The 22,167-nt window shown below is 71.9% G+C and carries 21 protein-coding genes; 7 read left to right on the top strand and 14 right to left on the bottom strand.

The genetic code is table 11. From position 1 onward, the window contains the following. Nucleotides 1-32: 32 nt before the first annotated feature. Both AC2EAQ_RS11395 and tkt read right to left on the bottom strand, forming a co-directional pair. Nucleotides 33-1,049 carry an energy transducer TonB gene (locus AC2EAQ_RS11395; RefSeq protein ID WP_484643700.1) on the bottom strand — a complete coding sequence of 339 codons (1,017 nt, stop codon included), beginning with the start codon at nt 1,047-1,049 and terminating at the stop codon, nt 33-35. After that, nucleotides 1,046-3,040, bottom strand: coding sequence for a transketolase (tkt, locus tag AC2EAQ_RS11390; RefSeq protein ID WP_484643893.1), 1,995 nt, complete (start codon nt 3,038-3,040; stop codon nt 1,046-1,048). Before tkt ends, AC2EAQ_RS11395 begins: the two co-directional genes overlap by 4 nt. A 145-nt stretch (nt 3,041-3,185) precedes the next feature. Between tkt and murU the strand changes: the two genes are divergently transcribed. The 3 genes from murU to AC2EAQ_RS11375 are packed head-to-tail and all read left to right on the top strand — an operon-like array spanning nt 3,186 to nt 6,063. Then, nucleotides 3,186-3,899, top strand: a complete 714-nt coding sequence (murU, locus tag AC2EAQ_RS11385) for an N-acetylmuramate alpha-1-phosphate uridylyltransferase MurU (protein ID WP_484643696.1) — start codon at nt 3,186-3,188, stop codon at nt 3,897-3,899. Between the two features lie 13 nt (nt 3,900-3,912). Continuing rightward, nucleotides 3,913-4,539, top strand: coding sequence for a 2-hydroxychromene-2-carboxylate isomerase (locus AC2EAQ_RS11380; RefSeq protein ID WP_484643694.1), 627 nt, complete (start codon nt 3,913-3,915; stop codon nt 4,537-4,539). Nucleotides 4,540-4,581: 42 nt separating this feature from the next. Continuing rightward, entirely contained in the window at nt 4,582-6,063 is a 1,482-nt protein-coding gene (locus AC2EAQ_RS11375) for a putative bifunctional diguanylate cyclase/phosphodiesterase (RefSeq protein ID WP_484643692.1), read from the top strand. Between the two features lie 19 nt (nt 6,064-6,082). Here AC2EAQ_RS11375 and AC2EAQ_RS11370 read toward each other — a convergent pair whose 3' ends face one another. The 7 genes from AC2EAQ_RS11370 to def form a co-directional block, all read right to left on the bottom strand. Continuing rightward, the gene (locus AC2EAQ_RS11370; RefSeq protein ID WP_484643690.1) at nt 6,083-7,276 is read right to left on the bottom strand and encodes a phosphoglycerate kinase; all 1,194 of its coding nucleotides are present in this window, start codon (nt 7,274-7,276) and stop codon (nt 6,083-6,085) included. Nucleotides 7,277-7,322: 46 nt separating this feature from the next. Beyond that, on the bottom strand, nt 7,323-7,652 hold the full coding sequence (locus AC2EAQ_RS11365; protein ID WP_484643688.1) for a branched-chain amino acid transport AzlD family protein: 330 nt from the start codon (nt 7,650-7,652) through the stop codon (nt 7,323-7,325). Further along, complete coding sequence (locus tag AC2EAQ_RS11360) at nt 7,649-8,392, bottom strand: AzlC family ABC transporter permease (protein WP_484643686.1); 744 nt, start codon at nt 8,390-8,392, stop codon at nt 7,649-7,651. Before AC2EAQ_RS11360 ends, AC2EAQ_RS11365 begins: the two co-directional genes overlap by 4 nt. Nucleotides 8,393-8,413: 21 nt before the next feature. Continuing rightward, nucleotides 8,414-9,157: a head GIN domain-containing protein gene (locus AC2EAQ_RS11355; protein WP_484643683.1), complete on the bottom strand. Its 744-nt coding sequence runs from the start codon at nt 9,155-9,157 to the stop codon at nt 8,414-8,416. 148 nt (nt 9,158-9,305) lie between these two features. Further along, a complete protein-coding gene (locus tag AC2EAQ_RS11350; RefSeq protein WP_484643680.1) occupies nt 9,306-9,761 on the bottom strand; it encodes a hypothetical protein in 456 nt (151 codons plus the stop codon). Between the two features lie 116 nt (nt 9,762-9,877). Next, on the bottom strand, nt 9,878-10,801 hold the full coding sequence (gene fmt / locus AC2EAQ_RS11345) for a methionyl-tRNA formyltransferase (RefSeq protein WP_484643891.1): 924 nt from the start codon (nt 10,799-10,801) through the stop codon (nt 9,878-9,880). A 12-nt stretch (nt 10,802-10,813) separates the two neighbouring features. Continuing rightward, a complete protein-coding gene (gene def / locus AC2EAQ_RS11340) occupies nt 10,814-11,350 on the bottom strand; it encodes a peptide deformylase (protein ID WP_484643678.1) in 537 nt (178 codons plus the stop codon). Between the two features lie 204 nt (nt 11,351-11,554). On the opposite strand from def, the gene AC2EAQ_RS11335 reads away from it, so the two are divergent. From AC2EAQ_RS11335 to AC2EAQ_RS11325, 3 genes are read left to right on the top strand one after another with little or no spacing between them, the layout of a single operon-like run. Then, nucleotides 11,555-12,709 carry a LysM peptidoglycan-binding domain-containing protein gene (locus tag AC2EAQ_RS11335; RefSeq protein WP_484643676.1) on the top strand — a complete coding sequence of 385 codons (1,155 nt, stop codon included), beginning with the start codon at nt 11,555-11,557 and terminating at the stop codon, nt 12,707-12,709. Between the two features lie 19 nt (nt 12,710-12,728). Further along, on the top strand, nt 12,729-13,823 hold the full coding sequence (gene dprA / locus AC2EAQ_RS11330; RefSeq protein WP_484643673.1) for a DNA-processing protein DprA: 1,095 nt from the start codon (nt 12,729-12,731) through the stop codon (nt 13,821-13,823). A gap of 24 nt (nt 13,824-13,847) precedes the next feature. Beyond that, nucleotides 13,848-14,300, top strand: coding sequence for a Smg family protein (locus AC2EAQ_RS11325; protein WP_484643668.1), 453 nt, complete (start codon nt 13,848-13,850; stop codon nt 14,298-14,300). A gap of 60 nt (nt 14,301-14,360) precedes the next feature. Here the strand turns inward: AC2EAQ_RS11325 and AC2EAQ_RS11320 are convergent, their stop codons facing one another. The 4 genes from AC2EAQ_RS11320 to yajC are packed head-to-tail and all read right to left on the bottom strand — an operon-like array spanning nt 14,361 to nt 19,968. Then, nucleotides 14,361-16,601 (bottom strand): DUF1631 family protein, encoded by a 2,241-nt coding sequence (locus AC2EAQ_RS11320; RefSeq protein WP_484643665.1) that lies wholly within the window; start codon nt 16,599-16,601, stop codon nt 14,361-14,363. A 60-nt stretch (nt 16,602-16,661) separates the two neighbouring features. After that, nucleotides 16,662-17,693 carry a protein translocase subunit SecF gene (gene secF / locus AC2EAQ_RS11315; RefSeq protein WP_484643660.1) on the bottom strand — a complete coding sequence of 344 codons (1,032 nt, stop codon included), beginning with the start codon at nt 17,691-17,693 and terminating at the stop codon, nt 16,662-16,664. A 3-nt stretch (nt 17,694-17,696) separates the two neighbouring features. Then, complete coding sequence (gene secD / locus AC2EAQ_RS11310) at nt 17,697-19,598, bottom strand: protein translocase subunit SecD (RefSeq protein WP_484643658.1); 1,902 nt, start codon at nt 19,596-19,598, stop codon at nt 17,697-17,699. 46 nt (nt 19,599-19,644) lie between these two features. Then, nucleotides 19,645-19,968 (bottom strand): preprotein translocase subunit YajC, encoded by a 324-nt coding sequence (yajC, locus tag AC2EAQ_RS11305; RefSeq protein WP_484643656.1) that lies wholly within the window; start codon nt 19,966-19,968, stop codon nt 19,645-19,647. A 147-nt stretch (nt 19,969-20,115) separates the two neighbouring features. Here yajC and AC2EAQ_RS11300 point away from each other — a divergent pair, with 147 nt between their 5' ends. Continuing rightward, a complete protein-coding gene (locus tag AC2EAQ_RS11300; RefSeq protein WP_484643653.1) occupies nt 20,116-21,327 on the top strand; it encodes an FAD-dependent monooxygenase in 1,212 nt (403 codons plus the stop codon). Between the two features lie 33 nt (nt 21,328-21,360). Here the strand turns inward: AC2EAQ_RS11300 and AC2EAQ_RS11295 are convergent, their stop codons facing one another. Continuing rightward, nucleotides 21,361-22,161, bottom strand: a complete 801-nt coding sequence (locus AC2EAQ_RS11295) for a carbon-nitrogen hydrolase family protein (RefSeq protein ID WP_484643650.1) — start codon at nt 22,159-22,161, stop codon at nt 21,361-21,363. Nucleotides 22,162-22,167: the final 6 nt, after the last annotated feature.

Genomic DNA, 22,167 nt, shown 5'->3' with positions numbered 1-22,167 from the left:
CTTGGACTGTGTCCGTTGGATTCCTAAGCCGCTCATTGTGACGCGCCACCTCCGCCGCTGTTGCCCAGGTCGAGCACGCCGCATGGCACGCTGACCGTCAATGACTCGCCAAGCACCCGGTTCTGCATGCGCGAATCGAGATTCAGTTGCTGCCGCTGCAGCCACTCGACGAAATGGCGCCGCTCGGGATGCACGCTGCCGACCTCGCCAACGATGTTGCTGGAGAAGGGCTGCATGAATCTGACACGCAGGTCGAAAGGGCAGGCCATGCGACCGAAGTCGAAGTAGACGGTGGCCCTATCCACACCTTTCAGGAAGCGCAGCAACCCGGCCAGAGGCATGTCCTTGAGGGCCATGCGGGGGTCGCCTTCCAGCCGAAAGTCGTACAGCACCGTCAGGGTCGTCGCCACACCGTCATAGCAGGGAAGGCGAATCGTGGCCGCTTCGCCCAGAACCGCGCGCGCGAGGTCCCTGAACTGCCGCCCTTCGACGATGGTGATCTTGGGGGGGCCGTCGGCAGACTCGAACCGCAGCCGGGCGAGCACCTTGCCCGAAATGTCGGCCCGCGCGGCCGCAGCAGGGTACTCGAGCCTTGGGGCACCCTGCACTCGCGTCAGGCAGGACATCGCATTGCGGGTCTTCAGCTGGTCCTCGCTGGTGGGGTCGAACCAGAACACAGGCCGGCGGTCGCTGGGGTCGAACACGAACTCCTGCCGCAGCGTCCAGCGCTGCCCTGCCGGTAGACAAGGCACGCGGTACCGAGCCACAAACTCGCGCACCGCCGGCTCGAACCCCTTGCTGCCGCTGTTGCGCAGCACGGTCACCTCGGGTGCTCCGTCGGCCGCATTGAAGGCCAGCTCGACCTCCAGCGTGGCGCTCTGGCGCGCGTCCAGCAGCACCCGAGGAAACTCCGGCACGCCACGTGCCGCCGCCGACGGTTCGAGACAGGCCAGCGAGTCGGGAGGCTCCACGACGAAACGCTCGGCCTGGGACCACGCAGGCCCGCACGCGAACAGCGTCCAGGCCAGCGCGGCAGCCCGCCACTTCATCCCCGAACCACCTGCCGCACGACATCCGCCACGTTCTCGGCGGTGATGCGGAAGTGCTTGAACAGCACGCCGCCAGGCGCGGACTCGCCGTAGCGGTCGATGCCGACCACGGCGGCGCAGCCGTACTTCCACCAGCCGTCGGTGACGCCGGCTTCGACCGCGATGCGCGGCACCTTGGGCGGCAGCACCGAACTCTTGTAGTCGACCGACTGGCGGTCGAACACGCTGGTGCTGGGCATCGACACCACGCGAACCGCGATGCCGTCCTTCGCCAGCTGCGCCTGCGCGTGCAGCGCGAGCTGCACCTCGCTGCCGGTGGCCACGATCACCGCCTGCGCCTTGCGCGCCAGGCCCACCTCGGCGGGCTCGGCCAGCACGTAGGCGCCCCGGCTGATCAGGTCGAGGCTGGCCTTGGGCGCGTAGGGCAGGTTCTGGCGCGACAGCAGCAGCGCGCTCGGCCGGCTGCGGTGCTCGATCGCGCAGGCCCAGGCGGCGGCCGTCTCGGCGGTGTCGGCCGGGCGCCAGACATCCAGCCCGGGAATCAGGCGCAGGCTCGCGGCATGCTCCACGCTCTGGTGCGTGGGGCCGTCCTCGCCCAGGCCGATCGAGTCGTGCGTGAAGACGTGGATCACGCGCTGGCCCATCAGCGCGGCCATGCGCAGCGCGTTGCGGCTGTAGTCGCTGAAGGTCAGGAAGGTGCCGCCATAAGGGATGTAGCCGCCGTGCAGCGCCACGCCGTTCATCACCGCAGCCATGCCGAACTCGCGCACGCCGTAGTTGATGTGGCGCCCGCCGTTGGGCAGGCCGTCGTCGCCCACGCGCAGCGCCGGCGTCGAAGAGGTGTTGGTCAGGTTCGAGCCGGTCAGGTCGGCCGAGCCGCCCAGCAGCTCGGGCAGCGCCTTGGTGAAGGCCTCCAGCGCGATCTGGCTCGCCTTGCGGCTGGCCACCGTCTCGGCCTTGGTGTGCGCGGCCACCATCGCGTCCACCGCGGTCTGCGCGAAGTGCTTCGGCAGCTCGCCCTTCAGGCGCCGTGCCAGCTCGGCGGCCAGCTCGGGATGCGCGGCCTTGTAGGACGCGAAGCGTGCGCTCCACGCGGCCTCGGCCTCCACGCCGGCGGCCTTGGCGTCCCAGGCCGCGTAGGCCGACTCGGGCACCACGAAGGGCTCGTGCGTCCAGCCGAGCGCGGCGCGCACGGCCTTGATCTCGTCGGCGCCCAGCGGCTCGCCATGCGCCTTGGCGGTGCCGCTGCGGTTGGGTGACCCGCGGCCGATGCTGGTGCGGCAGATCACGATGCTGGGCCGCGTGGCGCTCTTCTTCGCCTGCGCGATGGCCGCGTCCAGCGCCTTGACGTCGTGTCCATCGACCGGGCCCACGACCTGCCAGCCGTAGGCCTCGAAGCGCTTGGCGGCGTCGTCCGCGTACCAGGGCTCGATGCGGCCGTCGATCGAGATGCCGTTGCTGTCGTACAGAGCCACCAGCTTGTTCAGCTTCCAGGCGCCGGCCAGCGCGCAGGCCTCGTGGCTGATGCCTTCCATCAGGCAGCCGTCGCCCATGAACACGTAGGTGTGATGGTCGACCACGGTGTGGCCGGGGCGGTTGAACTCCTGCGCCAGCAGCTTCTCGGCCAGCGCCATGCCCACCGCGTTGGCCAGGCCCTGGCCGAGCGGGCCGGTGGTGGTCTCCACGCCCGGCGTGATGCCCACCTCCGGGTGGCCCGGGGTCTTGCTGTGTAGCTGGCGGAAGTTGCGCAGCTCGCTCATCGGCAGCTCGTAGCCGGTGAGGTGCAGCAGCGCGTACAGCAGCATCGACGCGTGGCCGTTGGACAGCACGAAGCGGTCGCGGTCGGGCCACTGCGGATGCGCCGGGTTGTGGCGCAGGTGGCGCCCCCACAGGGCCACCGCCATCTCGGCCATGCCCATCGGCGCGCCGGGATGGCCGGAATTGGCCTGCTGCACCGCGTCCATCGCCAGGGCGCGCACGGCGTTGGCCATCAGCGCCTCGCGGCTGCTGGCGGTCTGCGGCGCCGGGCCGCTGGTGTCGGGAACGCGTTGGGTGTCGTTGCTGGCCATGGGGTCTCGAAGGGGGGTGCGGCAGGCGAAGCGGCGATTTTAGGCGGCGCCCCTACACTGCCCGCCGATGACGCCGCACGCGCCCCCCGCCGCCCTGATCCTGGCCGCCGGCCGGGGCGAGCGCATGCGCCCGCTGACCGACCGCTGCCCCAAGCCGCTGCTGCCGGTGCGCGGCAAGCCGCTCATCGTGTGGCACCTCGAGGCGCTGGCCCGCGCCGGCGTGCGCGACGTGGTGGTCAACACCGCGTGGCTGGAGGCGCAGTTCCCCGCCACGCTCGGCGACGGCTCGCGCTGGGGCCTGCGCATCCGCTATTCCACCGAGGGGCGCGACCATGGCGGCGCGCTCGAAACCGCGGGCGGCATCGCCAAGGCCCTGCCCTGGCTGACGCCGCACCACGATCACTTCTGGGTCGTGTCCGGCGATGTGTTCGTGCCCGGCTTCGCCTTCGACGCGGCGGCGGCGGCGCGCTTTGCCGCCAGCGACCGGCTCGCCCACCTGTGGCTGGTGCCCAATGCGCCGCACCACCCCGACGGCGACTTCGGCATCGACGCCGGCGGCGGCCTGGCCACCGCGCAGCCGCCGCGCCTGACCTGGTCCAGCGTCGGCCTGTTCCGCGCCCCGATGTTCGCCGCCGTGGTGCCCGGCACGGTGATGAAGCTGCGCCCACTGCTCGACGCCGCGCTGGCCTCGGGCCGGCTCGGCGCCGAACGCTGGGACGGCGCCTGGACCGATGTCGGCACGCCCGAACGCCTGGCGCAGCTGGAAGCCCAGGCGGGCTGAAGGAGCGGACACCATGAAGCGGATCGAGTTCTGGTTCGACCCCGTGTCGCCGTTTGCCTACCTGGCGTTCGAGCGCCTGCCCGAGTCGCTGCAGGGCTGCAGCTACGAGGTGGCCTACCGGCCGCTGCTGTTCGCCGGCCTGCTGGCGCACTGGGGCCAGAAGGGCCCGGCCGAGATCGAGCCCAAGCGCGCCTGGACCTTCCGCCACGTGGCCTGGATGGCGCACCAGTGGAACGTGCCGCTGGAGGTGCCCGCACAGCACCCGTTCAATCCGCTCGCGCTGCTGCGGCTGGCCGTGGCAGCCGGGCCGAACCGGCGCGTCGTGGAAGCCGTGATGCACCATGCCTGGCGCGGCGGCGGCGCCGACCCGAACGACCCGACGCGCCTGGCCGCCCTGCAGGCGGCGCTGGCGCCGGCGCGCGACCCCGCCGCGGCCGAGGTGAAGGCGCAACTGCGCGCGGCCACCGACGAGGCGCTCGCGCGTGGCATCTTCGGCGTGCCGACCTTCGTGCTGGACGGCCGCCTGTTCTGGGGCCTGGACGCCCTGCCGCTGCTGCGCGCCGCGCTGCAGGACGAGCCCTGGTTCGCCGGCCCGGCCTGGGACGACGCCGGCCGGCCGCGGCCGGGCGTCGTGCGCTGAAAGGGCCCTTCAGCGACGGGGGCATGCGCCGATAAGGGGCACATGCCTGATTTCCTCGTCACCCTGCCGGCCTGGGTCGGCGTCCTGGCCATCGTCGTCGCGACCCTGGCCGTCGCCGCCAGCGTGAACTACTACCGCGTGAGCCGCAAGCTGCGGGAGCGGCTGCGGCAGGCCCAGGCCGCCAGCGAACGCCTGGCCGACATCGACGAGGCCACCGGCCTGGCCTCGCCGCGCGCCTTTGCGCGGGCGCTGGACCTGGCCACGGCGCGCGCCGACCGCGGCGACGCGGCCGTGGCGGTGATCTACGTCGGCGTCGACGACCTGCGGGCGCTGGGCAACGAGCACGGCACCGCGGTCGCCCAGAAGGCCACGGTGGCGCTGGCCCGACGGCTCCAGGCGGTCGGCGGGCGCCATGGCGCCGCCGCGCGCCTGGGCCCCGACGAGTTCGCGCTGCTGGCGCACGGCCCGCTGGCGGCGGGCGAAGAGATGGCCCGGCGCACGGCCGACGTGCTGGCCGCCCCGGTGGAAGTGGATGGCCAGCCGTTCCCGCTGACGTCGTCGGTGGGCTTCGCGTTGTACCCGGAGCATGGCGCAGCGCCGCGCATCGTGCGCATGGCCAGCGCCGCGATGCGCTCGGTGCGCCGGGCCGGCGGCGGCACCTTCGCCGAGTTCGAGCCGCGCATGGCCGAGGCGGCCGCCACCGAAGCGGCGCTGGCACGCGACCTGCGCCACGCGGTGCAGAAGCGCCAGCTCACGCTGTACTACCAGCCCAAGGTGGACGCAGCCACCCAGCAGGTGACCGCCGCCGAGGCGCTGCTGCGCTGGCAGCATCCGCAGCGCGGCATGATCAGCCCGGCGGTGTTCATCCCGCTGGCCGAGCGCACCGGCCTGATCCAGGAGATCGGCACCTGGGTGCTCGAAGAGGCGCTGCGCCAGGCCGCCGCCTGGCGCGACAAGGGCCTGCGCATGCGGGTGGCGATCAACGTGTCGGGGCACCAGATGCGCGCCGGCGATTTCGTCGGGCAGCTCGAGCGCGGGCTGGCCCAGCACGGCCTGAGCCCGGGCCGCTTCACCTGCGAGATCACCGAGACCGTGGCGATGGAGGACACCGAGGCCACGCAGCGCGCCTTCGCCCGCCTCGGCGAGATGGGCGTGCACGTGTCGATCGACGACTTCGGCACCGGCCACTCCAGCCTGGCGATGCTGCGCCGCCTGCCGGTGGCCGAGCTCAAGATCGACCGTGCCTTCGTCAGCGACCTCGCGGACAGCGAGGGCGCGCGTTCCATCGCGCTGGCGGTGATGCAGATGGCCAAGTCGCTCGGCCTGCGCGTCGTGGCCGAGGGCGTGGAGACCGAGGCCCAGCGCGACATCCTGGTCGGCATGGGCTGCGACGAACTGCAGGGCTACCTGTTCGGCAAGCCGATGCCGGCAGCGTCGCTCGCGGTCTGGGCCATGGACGACACCGGCGCGGCGCCCATGAGCTTCCGGCCGTCGCTGTTCAAGGCCACCCAGCCCGTGGAGTGACCGCCCCCACTCGCTGCGCTCAGCCCGCCGCGCGCTGCGCGAGGATCTCGAAGGCCGGCAGCGTCTTGCCCTCGAGCACCTCGAGGAAGGCGCCGCCGCCGGTGGAGATGTAGCCCACGTCCTTCTCGATGCCGTACTTGGCGATCGCGGCCAGCGTATCGCCGCCACCCGCGATCGAGAACGCGCTGCTGTCGGCGATGGCGCGAGCAACCGTCTCGGTGCCGTGCGCGAAGGCGTCGAACTCGAACACGCCCACCGGGCCGTTCCAGACGATGGTGCCGGCCGCCTTGAGCTTGTCGGCCAGCATCGCCGCCGTGCGCGGGCCGATGTCCAGGATCATGTCGTCGGCGGCCACATCGGCCGCGGCCTTGACGGTGGCCTCCGCGTCGGGCTTGAACGCCTTGGCGCAGACCACGTCCACCGGGATCGGCACCTCGGCGCCGCGTGCGGCCATGGCGTCGATGACGGCGCGGGCCTCGCCCACCAGGTCCGGCTCGGCCAGGCTCTTGCCGATGGGCAGCCCGGCGGCGAGCAGGAAGGTGTTGGCGATGCCGCCGCCCACCACCAGGCCGTCCACGTTCTTCGCCAGGCTCTGCAGGATCGTCAGCTTGGTGCTCACCTTCGAGCCGGCCACGATGGCCACCAGCGGACGCTTCGGATGCGCCAGCGCCTTCGTGATGGCGTCGATCTCGGCGGCCAGCAGCGGCCCGGCACACGCCACCCTGGCGTACTGTGCGATGCCGTAGGTGGAGGCCTCGGCGCGGTGCGCGGTGCCGAAGGCGTCGTGCACGAAGATGTCGGTCAGCGCGGCGAGCTTGCGCGCCAGCGGCTCGGCGTTCTTCTTCTCGCCCTTGTTGAGGCGGCAGTTCTCCAGCAGCACCACCTCGCCGGGCTTGACGTCCACGCCGTCGACCCAGTCGGCCTTCAGCGGCACAGGGCGGCCGAGCAGTTCCGACAGGCGCGCGGCCACCGGCGCCAGCGAGTCCTCGGGCTTGAACTCGCCCTCGGTCGGGCGGCCGAGGTGCGACGTGACCATCACCGCCGCGCCGGCATCCAGTGCCATGCGGATGCACGGCACCGACGCGCGGATGCGCGTGTCCTCCGTGATGCGGCCGGCGTCGTCCTGCGGCACGTTGAGGTCGGCGCGGATGAACACGCGCTGGCCGCGCACGCGGCCCTGGGACACCAGATCGGAAAAGCGGATGACGTTCATGCTGGAAGGAGGAGGTTGGACGCGGGAGATGAGGGGATTCTAGGAATCACCAGCCGAAGCCGAGCTTGAGCGCGAGCAAGACGGCGGTGCCGGTGACGATGGTGCCCAGGATGTCGCGCCGGCAGTAGAAGTAGGCGGTGGCCGCGGCCACCGCGGGCAGCCGCGCGTCCATCCAGGTGTCGATCAGGCGGCCCTGCGTGAGCACGATCTCCGGCGCCACCACGGCCACCAGCGCCGCCAGCGGGGCATAGCGCAGGCCCTGCTGCAGCCACGCCGGCATCGGCAGCTCGCGCTCGGGAAACAGGAAGAAGCCGCGCGTGACGATGGTGATCAGCGCCAGCCCCACGACAGCGATCACGCCCTCGACGAGGCTCATGTCAGGTCCTCCTCGGGCTGCACGGTGCGCGGCGTGGTGTGGTCGATGACCAGGCCGATCGCCACCGCCGCAGCGATCGCCACGAGGATGTTGAGCTTGAGCGGCAGCGCGTAGGCGGCCACGGCCGCGGCGCCGGCCACCACCGCGGCAATCCATGTGGCGCGATCGGTCAGCAGCGAGTAGGTCAGCGCCAGCAGGGCCAGCGTGCCGGCGAAGCCCAGGCCCCACTCGGGCGGGATGCGGTCGCCCAGCAACAGGCCGACCATGGAAGGCACCTGCCACGACGTCCAGTTCAGCGCCACCCCGCCCCAGAAGTACGGCACGCCCTGCGACAGCGGCGGCGGATCGGGGAAACGGCGCATGAACAGCACGTAGTTCAGGTCGGCCGCGAAGTAGGACATGCGCATGCGCTGCCCGCGCGGCAGGCCGCCGAAGTAGCGGCGCCAGCCGGCGCTGAAGATCACGAAGCGCAGGTTGACGCACAGCGCCGTGGCCCAGATCACCCACAGCGGCGCGCCGCCGGCCAGCAGCGGCAGTGCCGCGAGCTGGGCACTGCCGGCGAACACGATGAGCGACATCAGCACCGCCAGCGGCAGGGCCAGCCCGCTCTTGGCCATCGCGATGCCGGTGAGCAGGCCCCACGCGGCGATGCCCAGCGCGGTGCCGGTCATGTCGCGGGCGCCGCGGGCGAATTCGGGGTCGCGCCACATCGGGCGCGGCTCGGTGGGCAGATCGGGCATGGCCCGATTGTCGCTACCCGCCTACTTGCGTGCCCGCACCGACCCGCTGCCCATCACCCGGCTGATCACCTGGGTCGCGCCGCCGCCGTAGTCGACGTCGCCGGAGCCGGCGATGGACACGTTGAGGCTGCGCGCGGCCGTCACGCTGGCGTCGCCCGAGCCGGCGATCGACACGCGCACGTCGTCGGCGGCCAGGTCGCGTGCGCGCACGTCGCCGGAACCGGCGATCGACACGTCGACCCGGGTCGCCTTGCCGCGGGCCTGCACGTCGCCCGAGCCCGCGACGCTGATGCGCAGCTCGTCGGTGTCGAGCTGCCGCAGCTGGGCGTCGGACGAACCCGACAGCGACAGGCTCAGCGAGGGCGTCTTCAGCGTCTGCAGGTCCAGGTCGCCCGACCCGGACAGCGCGACGGCCCCCAGGCGCACCACGTCGACCGTGACCACGGTGCGGCTGCGCGTCGTGATCGACTCGCCCGGCTTCCACTGGATGCGCAGGCTGCGCTGGTCGCCGCTGCCCTCGACCACGGTCTGCAGCAGCGGCAGCAGGTTGGCGTCGGTGCTGACCTGCACCGACTCGCGCGTGGCCTGACGCACCACCACGTCGATGCTGCCGTGCATCGAGATGGCGCCGAAGCCCGACAGGTCGCGGGTTTCGGTGGCGACCGTGCCGGAGCCGACGGTGGCGGCGCCGGCCAGCGGGGCGGCACCCAGGGCCAGGGCGAAGACGAGACCGGCGATCAGCGGGCGGCGATTCGTGGCATGCATGGCGGGCGGCGAAGGCAGAAGTTGGAGGAGCCGCAAGGATGCCGCACGCGCACCGCGGCGTCGCAAGCCTTGCGACCACCTGCAGCGGGGAGCGACGGAACGCAGGACGCCGACGCGCGGAAGGGGACGCCGCGCGGCGCCGCCGGCCTCAGGACTCGCGCTTGGCGGGCGCCTTGTCGGCCTTGGACGGCGCCGCGGCGTCGCCCTTGTCACCCTTGGCCGGCGCCTCGGCCTTGTCGGTCTTGCGCGGCTTGGCGCCCGCCTTGGCCGGCCCCTCGTCGCCCGCGGGCGGCACGTCGGCCTTGGCCGCCGTCTCCGACGGCGCCGGCGTGGCCTGCGGCACCACGGTCTCGACCTTGTTCTCGCGCATGTAGTCGTTCATCTCGCGCCAGCCGGCGAAGACCGCGGCCTTGTCGGCGCGCTTGTTCAGCGCGAAGCAGTCCTCGATGGCGCGGCCGGCATGCCGGCAGCCGCCGCCCACGGCCTTGCCTTCGGCCTCGCGCCGCGCGGCCACCGCCTCGGCGGACTCGCCGCCGAACAGGTCGCAGCCGGCCAGCCCCGGCAGGGCCGCGGCGATCAGCAGGGACAGGAGCAGACGTTTCATGGGCACGACTCGGGTGTGCCGGTTTATCGGCGCCCGCGCCGCCAGCTTGAGCGGGCGGCGTCGGCCGGCGGGCCGCCCTGGCGGCGCCCGCCGCGTCGCGTGCCTGCCGCGCCGGTTCAGCCGCGCGACGCGAGCCAGGCCGCCGCTGGCTGGCGCTTGCCGCCGGGGCGCTGCACTTCCAGCAGTTCGAGGCCGTCGCGCCCGCAGGCCACCACGGCACGCCCGGACGACACTTCCAGCTGGCCGGGCGTGCCCAAGAAGCCGGCACTCACCTTGCCACGCCAGATCTTGAGCGGCTCGCCGCCCACGTCCGCATGGCAGCCAGGCTGCGGATCGAAGGCCCGCAGCCGCCGCTCGATCGTCGCTGCATCGGCATGCCAGTCGATCGCCGCCTCGGACTTGTCGAGCTTGCGGGCGTAGGTCACGCCGTCGGCGGGCTGCGGTGTGGCCACGAGGCCGCCGCAGGCCGCGGCTTCCAATGCGTCCACGACGAGACGGCCGCCGAGACCGGCCAGCTTGTCGTGCAGCGTCGCGGCGCTTTCGTCGGGGCCGATCGGCAGGCGCTCCACCAGCAGCATCGCGCCGGTGTCCAGGCCCTCGTCCATCTGCATGATGGTGATGCCGGTGTGCGTGTCGCCGGCCTCGATCGCGCGCTGGATCGGCGCCGCGCCGCGCCAGCGCGGCAGCAGCGAGGCATGGATGTTCAGGCAGCCCAGTCGCGGCAGCGCCAGCACCCAGGCCGGCAGGATCAGCCCGTAGGCCGCCACCACCATCACGTCAGGCCGTGCCGCGTCGAGCGCAGCGCGGGCCGCCGCGGCGTCGTCGGGGTACCGGCCGTCCAGGCGCAGGCTCATCGGCTGGGCCACGGCGATGCCGTGCGCCTGGGCCACCTGCTTGACGGCCGACGCCTGCAGGCGCAATCCTCGACCGGCCGGCCGGTCGGGCTGCGTCAGCACGAGCGGCACGGCGAACCCGGCCGCCAGCACCCGCCGCAGCGCCACCGCGGCGAACTCCGGCGTGCCGGCGAAGGCGACACGCAGCGTCATCGGCCGCTACAGGCGACGCGACGCGGCGCCGGCGGTGGCCTGCTCGTCGCGCGTGCGTTTCTGCATCTTGGTGCGGATGCGGTCGCGCTTGAGCGCGCTGAGGTATTCCACGAACACCTTGCCGACGAGGTGGTCGAGCTCGTGCTGCACGCACACCGACTCCAGCCCCTCGGCCTCGAACTCGTAGGGCTGGCCGTCACGGCCGAGCGCGCGCACCGTGACGCGCGCGTGGCGCTGCACCTTGTCGTAGATCTGGGGCACCGACAGGCAACCTTCCTCGCCCAGCACCAGCTCGTCGCTGCGTGCGGTGATCTCGGGATTGATCAGCACGCGCGGACGGTCGCGCGACTCGGACGTGTCGATCACCACCACCCGCTCGTGCACGTCGACCTGGGTCGCGGCCAGGCCCACGCCGTCGGACGCATACATGGTCTCGAGCATGTCGTCGACCAGGCGCTGGATGCGCTCGTCGACGCTTACCACAGGCTTGGCCACGGTATGCAGTCGAGGGTCCGGGTAACGCAGGATCGGCAACAAAGACATGATTCGTGAAAGGTGACACACACGGGCCGCGCGGGACTGCCCGGCGGGGCACTTTCATTGCGGCATCAAGGGTTTAGGGGCAGAATCTGCCAAACCAAGTGAGCATTTTGCCGGCCTTGCCCACGGGCGTCGGCAGCGTGTTCGAAGACCTCGAAAGCGGCGCCATTTTCGCACTGCGATCGCCGCGCCCCGGGAGCCCCCTTCATGATCCGACGCCCGTTTCAGCGCCACGCCACACCGTTGATCGCGAGCCTGCTCGCGCTGGGCTGCGGCACCGCGCTGGCGCAGAACTTCCCGATCACGTCGCAGCAGCGCACCACCGCGCAGCAGACGGCCCAGGCCGGCGTGCCGCTCGAGGACCTGGCGCCCAACGCGCCCGATAGCCACACCGTCAAGCGCGGCGACACGCTGTGGGACATCTCCAAGCTGTTCCTCAAGTCGCCGTGGCGCTGGCCCCAGCTGTGGGGCATGAACCTCGAGCAGATCCGCAATCCGCACCTGATCTACCCGGGCCAGGTGCTGGTGCTCGACAAGTCCGGCGGGCGCGCGCGCCTGACCATCGGCCAGGCCGGCCCCGACGGCACCGTCAGGCTCAGCCCGCGCATCCGCAGCGAAGGCCTCGGCGATTCCGCGATCCCGTCGATTCCGCTCAACCTGATCGCCCCGTTCCTGAACGAGGCCGTGGTGTTCACCGCCGACGAGCTGGCCAATGCGCCGCGCGTGGTGGCCGCCCCCGAGAGCCGCGTCGTGATGGGCCGCGGTGATCGCGCCTACGTGCGTGGCAACGTGGCCGGCATCGCCGACTGGCGCCTGTTCCGCCAGGCCACGCCGCTGGTGGACCCGGCCACCAAGGAAGTGCTCGGCTACGAGGCCCACTTCGTCGGTACCGCCGCCTACATCCGCGAGGCCGGCACGGCCACCGCGGCCGACGGCAAGGGCTCGGTGCCCGTGCCGGCCACCTTCGAGATCACCGCCGCCAAGGAAGAGGTCGGCGTGGGCGACCGCCTGGCCGCCGTGCCGCCGCGCGACTTCAGCGCCTTCGTGCCGCATGCGCCGACCAAGCCGCTGTCCGGCCAGGTGGTGCGCGTCTACGGCGACGGCCTGAACGCCGGCCAGAACCAGGTGGTGTCGATCAACCGCGGCACCCGCGACGGCATGGAGCGCGGCCACGTGGTGGCCGTGCTGCGCGACGGCGAGCGCCGGGTCGACCGCACCTACGCCAAGCCCGAAGCGATCAAGCTGCCCGACGAGCGTCACGGCCTGCTGTTCGTGTTCCGCGTGTTCGACCGCGTGTCCTACGCGCTGGTGCTGCAGGTGCAGCAGCCGGTGGTGGCCGGCGACCACTTCACCCAGCCCTGAACGGCATGGGGCGTTGACGTTGTCCGCTCCGGACGACCTCGACGCCTGGCTGCGCCTGCTGCGCACCCCCGGCGTCGGGCGCGACACGGCGCGGCGCCTGCTCGCCGCCTTCGGCTCGGCCCAGGGCATCTTCGACGCCGCCCCCACCGCCCGCCGCACACTCGTCGACGCCGCCCAGGCCGGTGCGCTGTCGTCCCCGCCCGACCGGCATGACGAGCAGGTGGCCGCGACGCGGCAATGGCTCGCGGCCGACCCGGCGCGCCACGTCGTCGCGCTGGGCGACGCGCAGTTTCCCGCCGCGCTGCTCGAAACCGCCGACCCGCCGCTGATGCTGTTCGCGCACGGCCGGCTCGAGCTGCTGGCCGCGCCGTCCATCGCCATCGTCGGCAGCCGCAACCCGACGCCCCAGGGCGCCGACAACGCGCGCGCCTTCGCCCGCCACCTGTCGCAGGCCGGCCTGACGGTGGTGTCGGGCCTGGCACTGGGCGTGGACGGCGCCGCGCACGATGGCGCGCTGTCCGGCGCCGGCTCCACCATCGCCGTGATGGGTACCGGCGCCGACCGCATCTATCCCGGCCGCCACCACGATCTGGCGCACCGCATCGCGTCCCAGGGCCTGCTGCTGACGGAGTTCCCGCTCGGCACGCCGCCGCTCGCCGAGAACTTCCCGATGCGCAACCGCATCATCGCGGGCCTGGCGCGCGGCACGCTGGTGGTGGAAGCCGCGCTGCCGTCCGGGTCGCTGTCCACCGCACGCGCCGCGCTGGAGGCCGGGCGCGAGGTGTTCGCGATTCCCGGCTCGATCCATGCGCCGCAGTCGCGCGGCTGCCATGCGCTGATCAAGCAGGGCGCCAAGCTGGTGGAATCCGCCGATGACGTGCTGGGCGAACTCGACTGGAACGCACGCGCCGCGCCCGCCGCCCTGCCCGAAGGAGACAGCACCCACGACCCGGTGCTCGACGCGATGGGCCACGACCCGGCGAGCATGGACGCGATCGGCGCGCGCACCGGCTGGCCGACGCCCGACCTGCAGGCGCGGCTGCTCGAACTCGAACTCGACGGCCGGGTGGCCCGTCTGCCGGGAGGGCTGTTCCAGCGGCGTGGCAGCGCCTGAACGCTGCGCTATAGTGGTTCGCATATGTTCGACGTGCTGGTCTACCTGTACGAAACCTACTGGCGGCCCGATGCATGCCCCGACCATGCGCAGCTCACGCGCAAGCTGTCGGCGGCAGGGTTCGAGACCGACGAGATCCAGGAGGCGCTGAACTGGCTCGACGGCCTGGCCGGTGCGGCGCAGAGCTACTCGGGGCAGCAGAGCGAACACGCGATCCGGGTGTACTCGCCCGCCGAGCACGAGCACGTGGGCGAGGACTCGCTGGGCTTCATCGCCTTCCTCGAATCGGCCGGCGTGCTGCCGCCGCCGATGCGCGAGATGGTGATCGACCGGGCCATGGCCGTGGGCGCGCACCCGATCGACCTCGAGGACCTGAAGGTCATCGTGCTGATGGTGTTCTGGAGCCTGGGCGAGGAGCCCGACGCCCTGATCCTCGACGAGTTGTTCGTGGCGCCCGAGGAGCGCGCGGTCCACTGACGCCCGCCGTGGGTCGGGCAGCGACGGACGGGGCCTGCGGGCCCCGTTTGCATGCCGTGCTCAGTTCAGCAGGCGGGCCGGGTCGGCGTCGAGCTTGGCCAGCGCGGTGCGCGTGGCGCGCACGGTGAGCGCCTCGTCCTGCGCCGGCAGCAGCAGGCCGGCCTGCAGATAGGACGCCAGGCGGTTCTGCTCGAACAGCAGGCAGCGGCCGGTGGCCGTGACGAACAGCGACAGGTGGCGCCGCATGCCCTGCCACGCCAGCTGCACGGCCTCGGTCTTGCCGCCGTACTCGAGCATGTACCAGCTGCCCACCTGCAGTTCGCGCGCCCACGACAGCATGGCCGGCGTGGGCATCGAGCCGCCCTCGCCCACCACCTCGAGCGCGTCGCGGTCGTCGCCGGACAGGTCCAGCATCATGGTCTGGTCGAGCTGCACGTCGCCGGCGTCGGGCAACAGTTCCTCGAGCTGCTCCAGGCGCTCGCGAAGCTCCTCGAAGCGCTCGGCGGGGATCGCCGCCGCCTTGGCCGAGAACGCTGCCGCCAGCGACTCGTTGAGCGTGCGGATGTGCTCGTCGCGCTTGTCGGCCGGCACGCCGGCCGATTCCATGCCCTCGCGCAGCTTCTTCAGCAGCGGCGGCAGGCGGCGGATCACCTCGGCGCGCTCCTCGCGCGTGACCTTGGCGCCGGCCGACCAGATCAGGTCGCCGGCGGCGGCACGCATGCCCTTGGTGGCGTCGCTCTGGGCGCCGTTGCGCACCGCGGTGACGGCCATCACGTCGGCCCAGACCTGGAACAGGAACTGGCGCACGCCCTCCTGCACCGGCACCTCGTTGAGCAGCTTGCGCAGCTCGATCGTGTACTGGATGGCCAGCGTCTCGCGCTGCTCCACCTGCTGCGCCAGCGACACGCCCTTGCGCGTGGCCGCGTCGCTCTTGAAGTAGTTCTCGAGGAAGCGCTCGAACTCGGTCAGCACGGTCTGGAACACGCGCCGGCCGGTGTCGGGGTAGGCCTCGACCACCTGGACGATGCGCTTGATCTCGGTCTCCAGCGCGTCGCTGACGGCGCGCGCCGACGCCTCGAAGCCCATCACGCAGGCCCCCATGCGGTCGATCAGGCGCCGCGCGGGGTGGTCGATGGTGGCGAAGAAGTCGGGCTCGCCCACCGCCACGCGCAGCACGGGCATCTGCAGCCGCGCGAACCACACCCGCACCGACGACGGAATGCGCTCCTCGGTGAGGATGCTCTGGAACAGCAGCGCCACGATCTCGATCGTCGCGCGCTCCACCGGCGAATCGGAGGCGCGCTTGAGCGCCTGCTTGCGCGCCTGAAGTTCCTCCAGCAGGGCCGGCGACACGGTGGCTACCTGGGCCGCCCCGCCATCGCTCTGCAAGCGCCGCTGCACGCTGCTCTGGGCATTGCCGATGGCGGCTGCCAGCGCCGGCGACACCGTGCGCTGGCCGACATGCGCGGTGTTGGCGAAGGCCGGCACCTGGCGTTCGATCATGCGGTTGAGCCGGCCCAGGACCGCGGCGGCATTCTCGCCGGTGCCCTGCTGGGCCGACGGCGCGCTGGCCGCGCCAGAGCGCGTCATCATGCGCGTCTCCTCGCCGACCAGTCCCGAATAGCCGGAGGTCGACGCGCCGCGGGAGCGGCGGATCAGCGGGCGCAGGTCGATATCGGCCATCACGTTGTGCGACAGCAGCATGCTGTTGGCCTCGTGGTAGGCCTCCTGCACCAGCACCGCGAACTCCTCGTGAAGCACGGACTGCAGGTCGCGCAGGCCGGCGTCGGGCAGCCGGGCCTCGGTCCACGCGTCGATGACGAAGCGCGCCAGCACATGGCTGCGCAGGATGTCGTTCGGGTCCAGTTCCTCGCGCCGCTCGAGCAGCGCCACGCGGGCACGCAGGTCATTGAACTCGGTGCCCGCGCGGTCCATGATGGCCAGCGCCAGGCGCGACGAGGTGATCTCGCGCTCGATCGTCTCGTCGTCCACCAGCGACAGCTTGCGGGTCGACTGGCCGGCATCGCCGCCGGTCGACGACGCGGTGCCGTGGTGCAGCGCGTGCTGCAGCGAGCCCACCATGCCCTGGTGCCAGGTGACGCCGTTGCGCTTGAGGTCGGCGGCCAGGTCGCGCAGCCGCATCAGCGTGACGGGATCGGCGCCCGGCGTGGTGGCGCGCTCGGGCGCGACGGCCCAAAAGGCGACCGCGTTGACCAGCGCGGGCAGGCCCTTGACCAGTTCTTCGGTGTAGACCCGCCGGGCCTGATAGGCCAGGCCGGCACTCTCGCCGATGGTCGCCATGGGTGTTGCTGGTGTGGGGCCCGGTTGTTACACGGGGACTCTACACCAGGGCCTGCGCCCTCAGACCACCGCGCCGGCGTTGGGGTCGTTCGGATCGCCGCCCTTTGAGGCAGCTTTCACGAGGTCCTCGCGTTTGACGCGCAGCCACATGACGATGGCCGCCGCCACGAACACCGACGAGTAGATGCCGAACAGGATGCCGATCGTCAGCGCCAGGGCGAAGTAGTGCAGCGTCGGCCCGCCGAAGATCAGCATCGACACCACCATCATCAGGGTCGACCCGTGGGTGATGATGGTGCGGCTGATGGTCGAAGTGATGGCATGGTCGATCACCTGCTGGGTGTCGAGCTTGCGGTACTTGCGGAACGACTCGCGCACCCGGTCGAAGATGACGACCGACTCGTTGACCGAGTAGCCCAGCACCGCCAGCACCGCGGCCAGCACCGGCAGCGAGAACTCCCACTGGAAGAACGCGAAGAAGCCGAGGATGATCACCACGTCGTGCAGGTTGGCGATGATGCCGGCGACCGAGAACTTCCACTCGAAGCGCATCGCCAGGTAGATCATGATGCCGATCACGGTCACCGTCAGCGCCAGCGCGCCGTCGAGCGCCAGTTCCTGGCCGACCGTGGGGCCCACGAACTCGGTGCGCGACAGCTTGATCGGCTCGCCGCCGGCCGCGTCGCACGCCTTGCGCGCCACCTGCTCGCCCTGGGGCGTGGTGTACTGGCGGTCGACCACCGCGCCGCCCTCGGCCTTGCACAGCTCGCCGAACACGCGCGCGGCCACGGCGTCCTGCTTCTCGCCGCCGCGCAGCGGCAGGCGGATCAGCACGTCGCGCGAGGTGCCGAACTTCTGCACCTGCACCTCGCCGAAGCCCATCGCCTCCACCGCCGAGCGGGTCTTGGCGATGTCGGCGGGCTGCGCATACTCCACCTCCATCACGGTGCCGCCGGTGAACTCGATCGACAGGTGCAGCCCGCGCGTGGCGAGGAAGAACACCGCGGCCACGAAGGTGAGGAAGGAGATCGCGTTCAGCACCAGCGCATGGCGCATGAACGGGATGTCGCGTCGGATGCGGAAGAATTCCATGGCTCAGGCCTCCGGCTTGACGTTGATGTCCAGCTCGGTGCCGGCGGCCGGCACCGCCGCCGGCTTCCAGACCTGGCCGATCGACACGCTCTTGAGCTTCTTCTGGCGGCCGTACCAGAGGTTGACCAGCGCACGCGAGAACACCACCGCCGAGAACATCGAGGTCAGGATGCCCAGGCAGTGCACCACCGCGAAGCCCTTCACCGGGCCGGAGCCGAACGCGAACAGCGCCAGGCCCGCGATCAGCGTGGTGACGTTGGAGTCCAGGATGGTGCCCCAGGCGCGCTCGTAGCCGACCTGGATCGCCATCTGCGGGCTCACGCCGGCGCGCAGCTCCTCGCGCACGCGCTCGTTGATCAGCACGTTGGCGTCGATGGCCATGCCCAGCGTCAGCGCGATGGCCGCGATGCCGGGCAGGGTCAGCGTGGCCTGCAGCATCGACAGCAACGCCACCAACAGCAGCAGGTTGAACGCCAGCGCCACGGTGGAGAAGACGCCGAACAGCAGGTAGTAGGCGCACATGAACAGCGCGATCGCGGCGAAGCCGTAGAGCACGCTGTCGAAGCCCTTGCTGATGTTCTCGGCGCCCAGGCTGGGGCCGATGGTGCGTTCCTCGATGATCTCCATCGGCGCGGCCAGCGAGCCGGCGCGCAGCAGCAGCGCGGTATCGCTGGCTTCCTGCGTGGTCATGCGGCCGGAAATCTGGAACCGGGCGCCGAGCTCGCCGCGGATGACCGGGGCGGTGATCACCTCGCCCTTGCCCTTCTCGAACAGCACGATGGCCATGCGCTTGCCGATGTTCTCGCGCGAGACGTCGCGCATGATGCGCGCGCCCTTGGCGTCCACCGTCAGGTCGACCTTGGGCTCCTGGTTCTGCGTGTCGATGCCGGGCTGGGCGTCCGTGAGGCTGTCGCCAGTGATGATGACCTGGCGCTTCAGGATCAGCGGCGCGCCGCCGCGCTCGATGTAGCGCTCGCTGCCGAAGGGCACCGGCGCGGAGCCGACCGCCGCGGCAGCGGCCTCGGCGCTGTCGTCCACCATGCGCATTTCCAGCGTGGCGGTCCGGCCGATGATGTCCTTGGCCTTGGCGGTGTCCTGCACGCCGGGCAGCTGCACGACGACCCGGTCCAGGCCCTGCTGCTGGATCACCGGCTCTGCCACGCCGAGCTCGTTGACCCGGTTGTGCAGCGTCGTGATGTTCTGCTTGACCGCCTGGTCCTGGATGCGGCGCGCGGCCTCGGCCTTGAGCGTGCCGGTCAGGCGGAAGGTGTCGCCCTCGGCCGACTCGGCCCAGGCCAGGTCGGGCAGGTTGTCCACCAGGTGGTTGCGCGCGGCGTCGGCGGCCGCCTTGTCGCGCACGCGCACGTCGATGTTGTTGCCGTCGCGCGTGACTGCGGCGCGGATGCCCTTGTCGCGCAGCAGGGTGCGCGCGTCGCCGCTGTAGGCCTCGGCACGCTTGGTCAGCGCCGCCTTCATGTCGACCTGCATCAGGAAGTGCACGCCGCCGCGCAGGTCCAGGCCGAGGTACATCGGCAGTGCATGCAGGCTGGACATCCACTGCGGCGAGCGCGACACCAGGTTCAGCGCGACGATGTACGACGGATCGGCCGGGTCCGGGTTGAGTGCCTTGGCGATCGCGTCCTTGGCCTTGATCTGGGTGTCGGTGTCGCCGAAGCGGGCCCGCACCGATGTACCCTCGAGCTGGACGAAGTCGGCCTTGATCTGCGACGCGGCGAGCGCGGACTCGACACGGCCCACCAGGGAGCTGTCGATCTTGACCGTCGCCTTGCCCGAGGACACCTGCACGGCAGGCGACTCGCCGAAGAAATTGGGCGCGGTGTAGAGCGCCCCGATCAGCAGCGCGACCAGGATGATCGCGTACTTCCACCAGGGATAGCGGTTCATCGGCGAAAGCCTCGATGGGCCGCGGCCTCGCGGGCCGCGGCGGGGGTCACTTGATGGTGCCCTTGGGCAGCACTTGCACGACGGCCGTGCGCTGGACCATCAGCTCGCCGGTGCCGGCTTCGATGGAGATGTAGGTCTCGCCGAGCTTGCTCACCTTGCCCAGCAGCCCGCCGGCGGTGACGACCTCGTCGCCCTTGGCCAGGGCCTCGATCATGGCCTTGTGCTCCTTCTGGCGCTTCATCTGCGGGCGGATCATGATGAAGTAGAGCACCACGAACATCAGCACCAGCGGCAGCAGCGTGATGAAGGTGGACTCGGCGCCACCGGCGGCAGCGGGCGCGGTCTGGGCGTGGGCGATGGAAATGAACACGGTTGATTCCTCGTCGTCAGGAAGAGTGGCGGCAGTTGCGGCCGCGCCGGCACCAATGCAAGGGCTGCAATGCCAGGGTGAACCCGGGGTGCCCGAAAGGCGTGCGATTCTAGACGAAGGCCCCGGCCCGCTACGATCGGCGCCCTCATGAAGACCCTGCGCATTGCCGTCGTCGGCGCCGGCCCCGTCGGGCTGGCCCTGGCCCTGCTGGCCGCCCGCCGCCTGCCGGGCGCCAGCGTGTCGCTGTTCGACGCCCGCCCGGCCGACCGCGACGTGTCCTCCGACGCCCGCACCCTGGCCCTGGCGCTGGGCAGCATCCAGCTGCTGGAGCGGCTGTCGGCCTGGGACCCGGCGCGGGCCGAGCCGATCCGCGAGGTGTGGGTGTCGCAGCAGGCGGCGGTGCTGGCCGCGCCGGCCTGGCTGGGCGTGCCCGAGGTGCGCCTGCGCGCCGCCGACCTGGGCGTGCCGATGCTCGGCGCCGTGCTCGGCTACGGCGCGCTGGTGGCGCCAATGCAGAAGGCCTGGGAGGCCACCGTGGCGGCGGAGCCGGCCCGGCTGGCCAGCCGCTTCGGCATGCCGGTGGCGGCGCTGAAGGACGTGCCCGGCGGGGTGGAGGTCGACGCCGGCGTGGCCGAGGCCTTCGACCTGGCCGTGGTGGCCGAGGGCGGCGTGTTCGGCGAGCAGAAGGGGCTGGCCGACGTGGCCAGCGACTACCGGCAGGACGCCTGGGTCGGCACGGTCACGCTCGAAGGCGCGGCGCCCGGCATGGCGGTGGAACGCTTCACCCGGCACGGGCCCGCGGCGCTGCTGCCGCTGGGCGCGAACCGCGCGGCGCTGGTGTGGTGCGTGCCGCGCGACGACGACCCGGTGGCCGCGCTCGACGACACCCAGCGCGTGGCGGTGCTCAACACCGTGTTCGACCCGGGTGTGGGCCGCATCGTGGCGGTGTCGCCGCTCAAGCGATTCGCGCTCGGGCTGTCGGCGCACCGCAGCCTGGTGCGCGGCCGGCAGGTACGCATCGGCAATGCGGCGCAGACCCTGCACCCGGTGGCGGGCCAGGGGCTGAACCTCGGCCTGCGCGATGCCTGGGCACTGGCCGACGCGCTGCGCGACGCCTGCGACCGCGGCCTCGGCCCCACGCGCAGCACCCCCGACATCGACGCCGCGCTCGGCCGCGTGGCCTGGCAGCGCGCGCCCGACCGCTGGGCCATGATCGCCACCACCGACTTCCTGGCGCGCACCTTCACGTGGCAGCTGCCCGGCGTGGACACGTTGCGCGGGCTGGGGCTGGTGGCGATGAACCGCCTGCCCTTCGTGAAGGAGGCGCTGGCGCGCCGGATGATGTTCGGCGGCCGCTGACGCGGTGCGCCCGGCGTCGCGCGACGGCCTGCGCTACAGCCTGCGGTGCGCCAGCGCCGGCAGTTGCTGGCGCACGGCGGCCAGCCGCGCCGGGTCCACGTCGGCCACGACCACGCCCTCGCCCTCGGGCCGCACCGCCAGCACCTCGCCCCACGGGTCCACGATCATGCTGTGGCCCCAGGTGCGGCGCCCGTTCTCGTGCACGCCGCCCTGGGCGGCCGCCAGCACATAGCACTGGTTCTCGACCGCCCGCGCCCGCAGCAGCAGCTCCCAGTGGGCGCGGCCCGTGGTGTAGGTGAATGCGGCGGGCACGCTGAGCACGTCGCACGGCGGCGCGCACAGCGCACGGTACAGCTCCGGGAAGCGCAGGTCGTAGCAGACCGACAGGCCCACGCGAAGCGCGCCGGTCTGCACGGCCACCGGCTCGCTGCCGGCTTCGAGCACGCGGGCCTCGTCGTAGCTCTCGCGCCCGTTGTCGAAGCGGAAGAGATGGATCTTGTCGTAGCGCGCGGCCAGCGAGCCGTCGGGCGCATGGACGCAGCAGGCGTTGCGCACGCGCCCGGGCGTGCCGGCGTGCAGTGGCAGCGTGCCGCCGATCAGCCACAGGCCGTGCTCGCGCGCCTGGGCCGACAGGAAGTCCTGGATCGGCCCGTGGCCCGCAGGCTCGGCGATGTCGAGCTTGTCGGCGTCGCGCCGGCCCATCAGGCAGAAGTACTCGGGCAGCGACGCCAGCTCGGCGCCCTGGCGCGCCGCGTCGGCGATCAGTCGGGCGGCCGCCTCGAGGTTGCGGTCCACGTCGGGCGTGGACACGGTCTGCAGTGCGGCGATCCTCATCGTCTG

This window comes from Aquabacterium sp. T101 (genome assembly GCF_057219775.1).
Note: the sequence above shows the minus strand (reverse complement) of the source record. Positions and strands in the feature narration are given on the sequence as shown.

Bases quoted from the DNA above. Each gene is read 5' to 3' on its own strand.
- AC2EAQ_RS11395 (WP_484643700.1), bottom strand. From the start codon at position 1,049: ATGAAGTGGCGGGCTGCCGCGCTGGCCTGGACGCTGTTCGCGTGCGGG.
- tkt (WP_484643893.1), bottom strand. From the start codon at position 3,040: ATGGCCAACGCCGTGCGCGCCCTGGCGATGGACGCGGTGCAGCAGGCC.
- murU (WP_484643696.1), top strand. From the start codon at position 3,186: ATGACGCCGCACGCGCCCCCCGCCGCCCTGATCCTGGCCGCCGGCCGG.
- AC2EAQ_RS11380 (WP_484643694.1), top strand. From the start codon at position 3,913: ATGAAGCGGATCGAGTTCTGGTTCGACCCCGTGTCGCCGTTTGCCTAC.
- AC2EAQ_RS11375 (WP_484643692.1), top strand. From the start codon at position 4,582: ATGCCTGATTTCCTCGTCACCCTGCCGGCCTGGGTCGGCGTCCTGGCC.
- AC2EAQ_RS11370 (WP_484643690.1), bottom strand. From the start codon at position 7,276: ATGAACGTCATCCGCTTTTCCGATCTGGTGTCCCAGGGCCGCGTGCGC.
- AC2EAQ_RS11365 (WP_484643688.1), bottom strand. From the start codon at position 7,652: ATGAGCCTCGTCGAGGGCGTGATCGCTGTCGTGGGGCTGGCGCTGATC.
- AC2EAQ_RS11360 (WP_484643686.1), bottom strand. From the start codon at position 8,392: ATGCCCGATCTGCCCACCGAGCCGCGCCCGATGTGGCGCGACCCCGAA.
- AC2EAQ_RS11355 (WP_484643683.1), bottom strand. From the start codon at position 9,157: ATGCATGCCACGAATCGCCGCCCGCTGATCGCCGGTCTCGTCTTCGCC.
- AC2EAQ_RS11350 (WP_484643680.1), bottom strand. From the start codon at position 9,761: ATGAAACGTCTGCTCCTGTCCCTGCTGATCGCCGCGGCCCTGCCGGGG.
- def (WP_484643678.1), bottom strand. From the start codon at position 11,350: ATGTCTTTGTTGCCGATCCTGCGTTACCCGGACCCTCGACTGCATACC.
- AC2EAQ_RS11335 (WP_484643676.1), top strand. From the start codon at position 11,555: ATGATCCGACGCCCGTTTCAGCGCCACGCCACACCGTTGATCGCGAGC.
- AC2EAQ_RS11325 (WP_484643668.1), top strand. From the start codon at position 13,848: ATGTTCGACGTGCTGGTCTACCTGTACGAAACCTACTGGCGGCCCGAT.
- AC2EAQ_RS11320 (WP_484643665.1), bottom strand. From the start codon at position 16,601: ATGGCGACCATCGGCGAGAGTGCCGGCCTGGCCTATCAGGCCCGGCGG.
- secF (WP_484643660.1), bottom strand. From the start codon at position 17,693: ATGGAATTCTTCCGCATCCGACGCGACATCCCGTTCATGCGCCATGCG.
- secD (WP_484643658.1), bottom strand. From the start codon at position 19,598: ATGAACCGCTATCCCTGGTGGAAGTACGCGATCATCCTGGTCGCGCTG.
- AC2EAQ_RS11300 (WP_484643653.1), top strand. From the start codon at position 20,116: ATGAAGACCCTGCGCATTGCCGTCGTCGGCGCCGGCCCCGTCGGGCTG.
- AC2EAQ_RS11295 (WP_484643650.1), bottom strand. From the start codon at position 22,161: ATGAGGATCGCCGCACTGCAGACCGTGTCCACGCCCGACGTGGACCGC.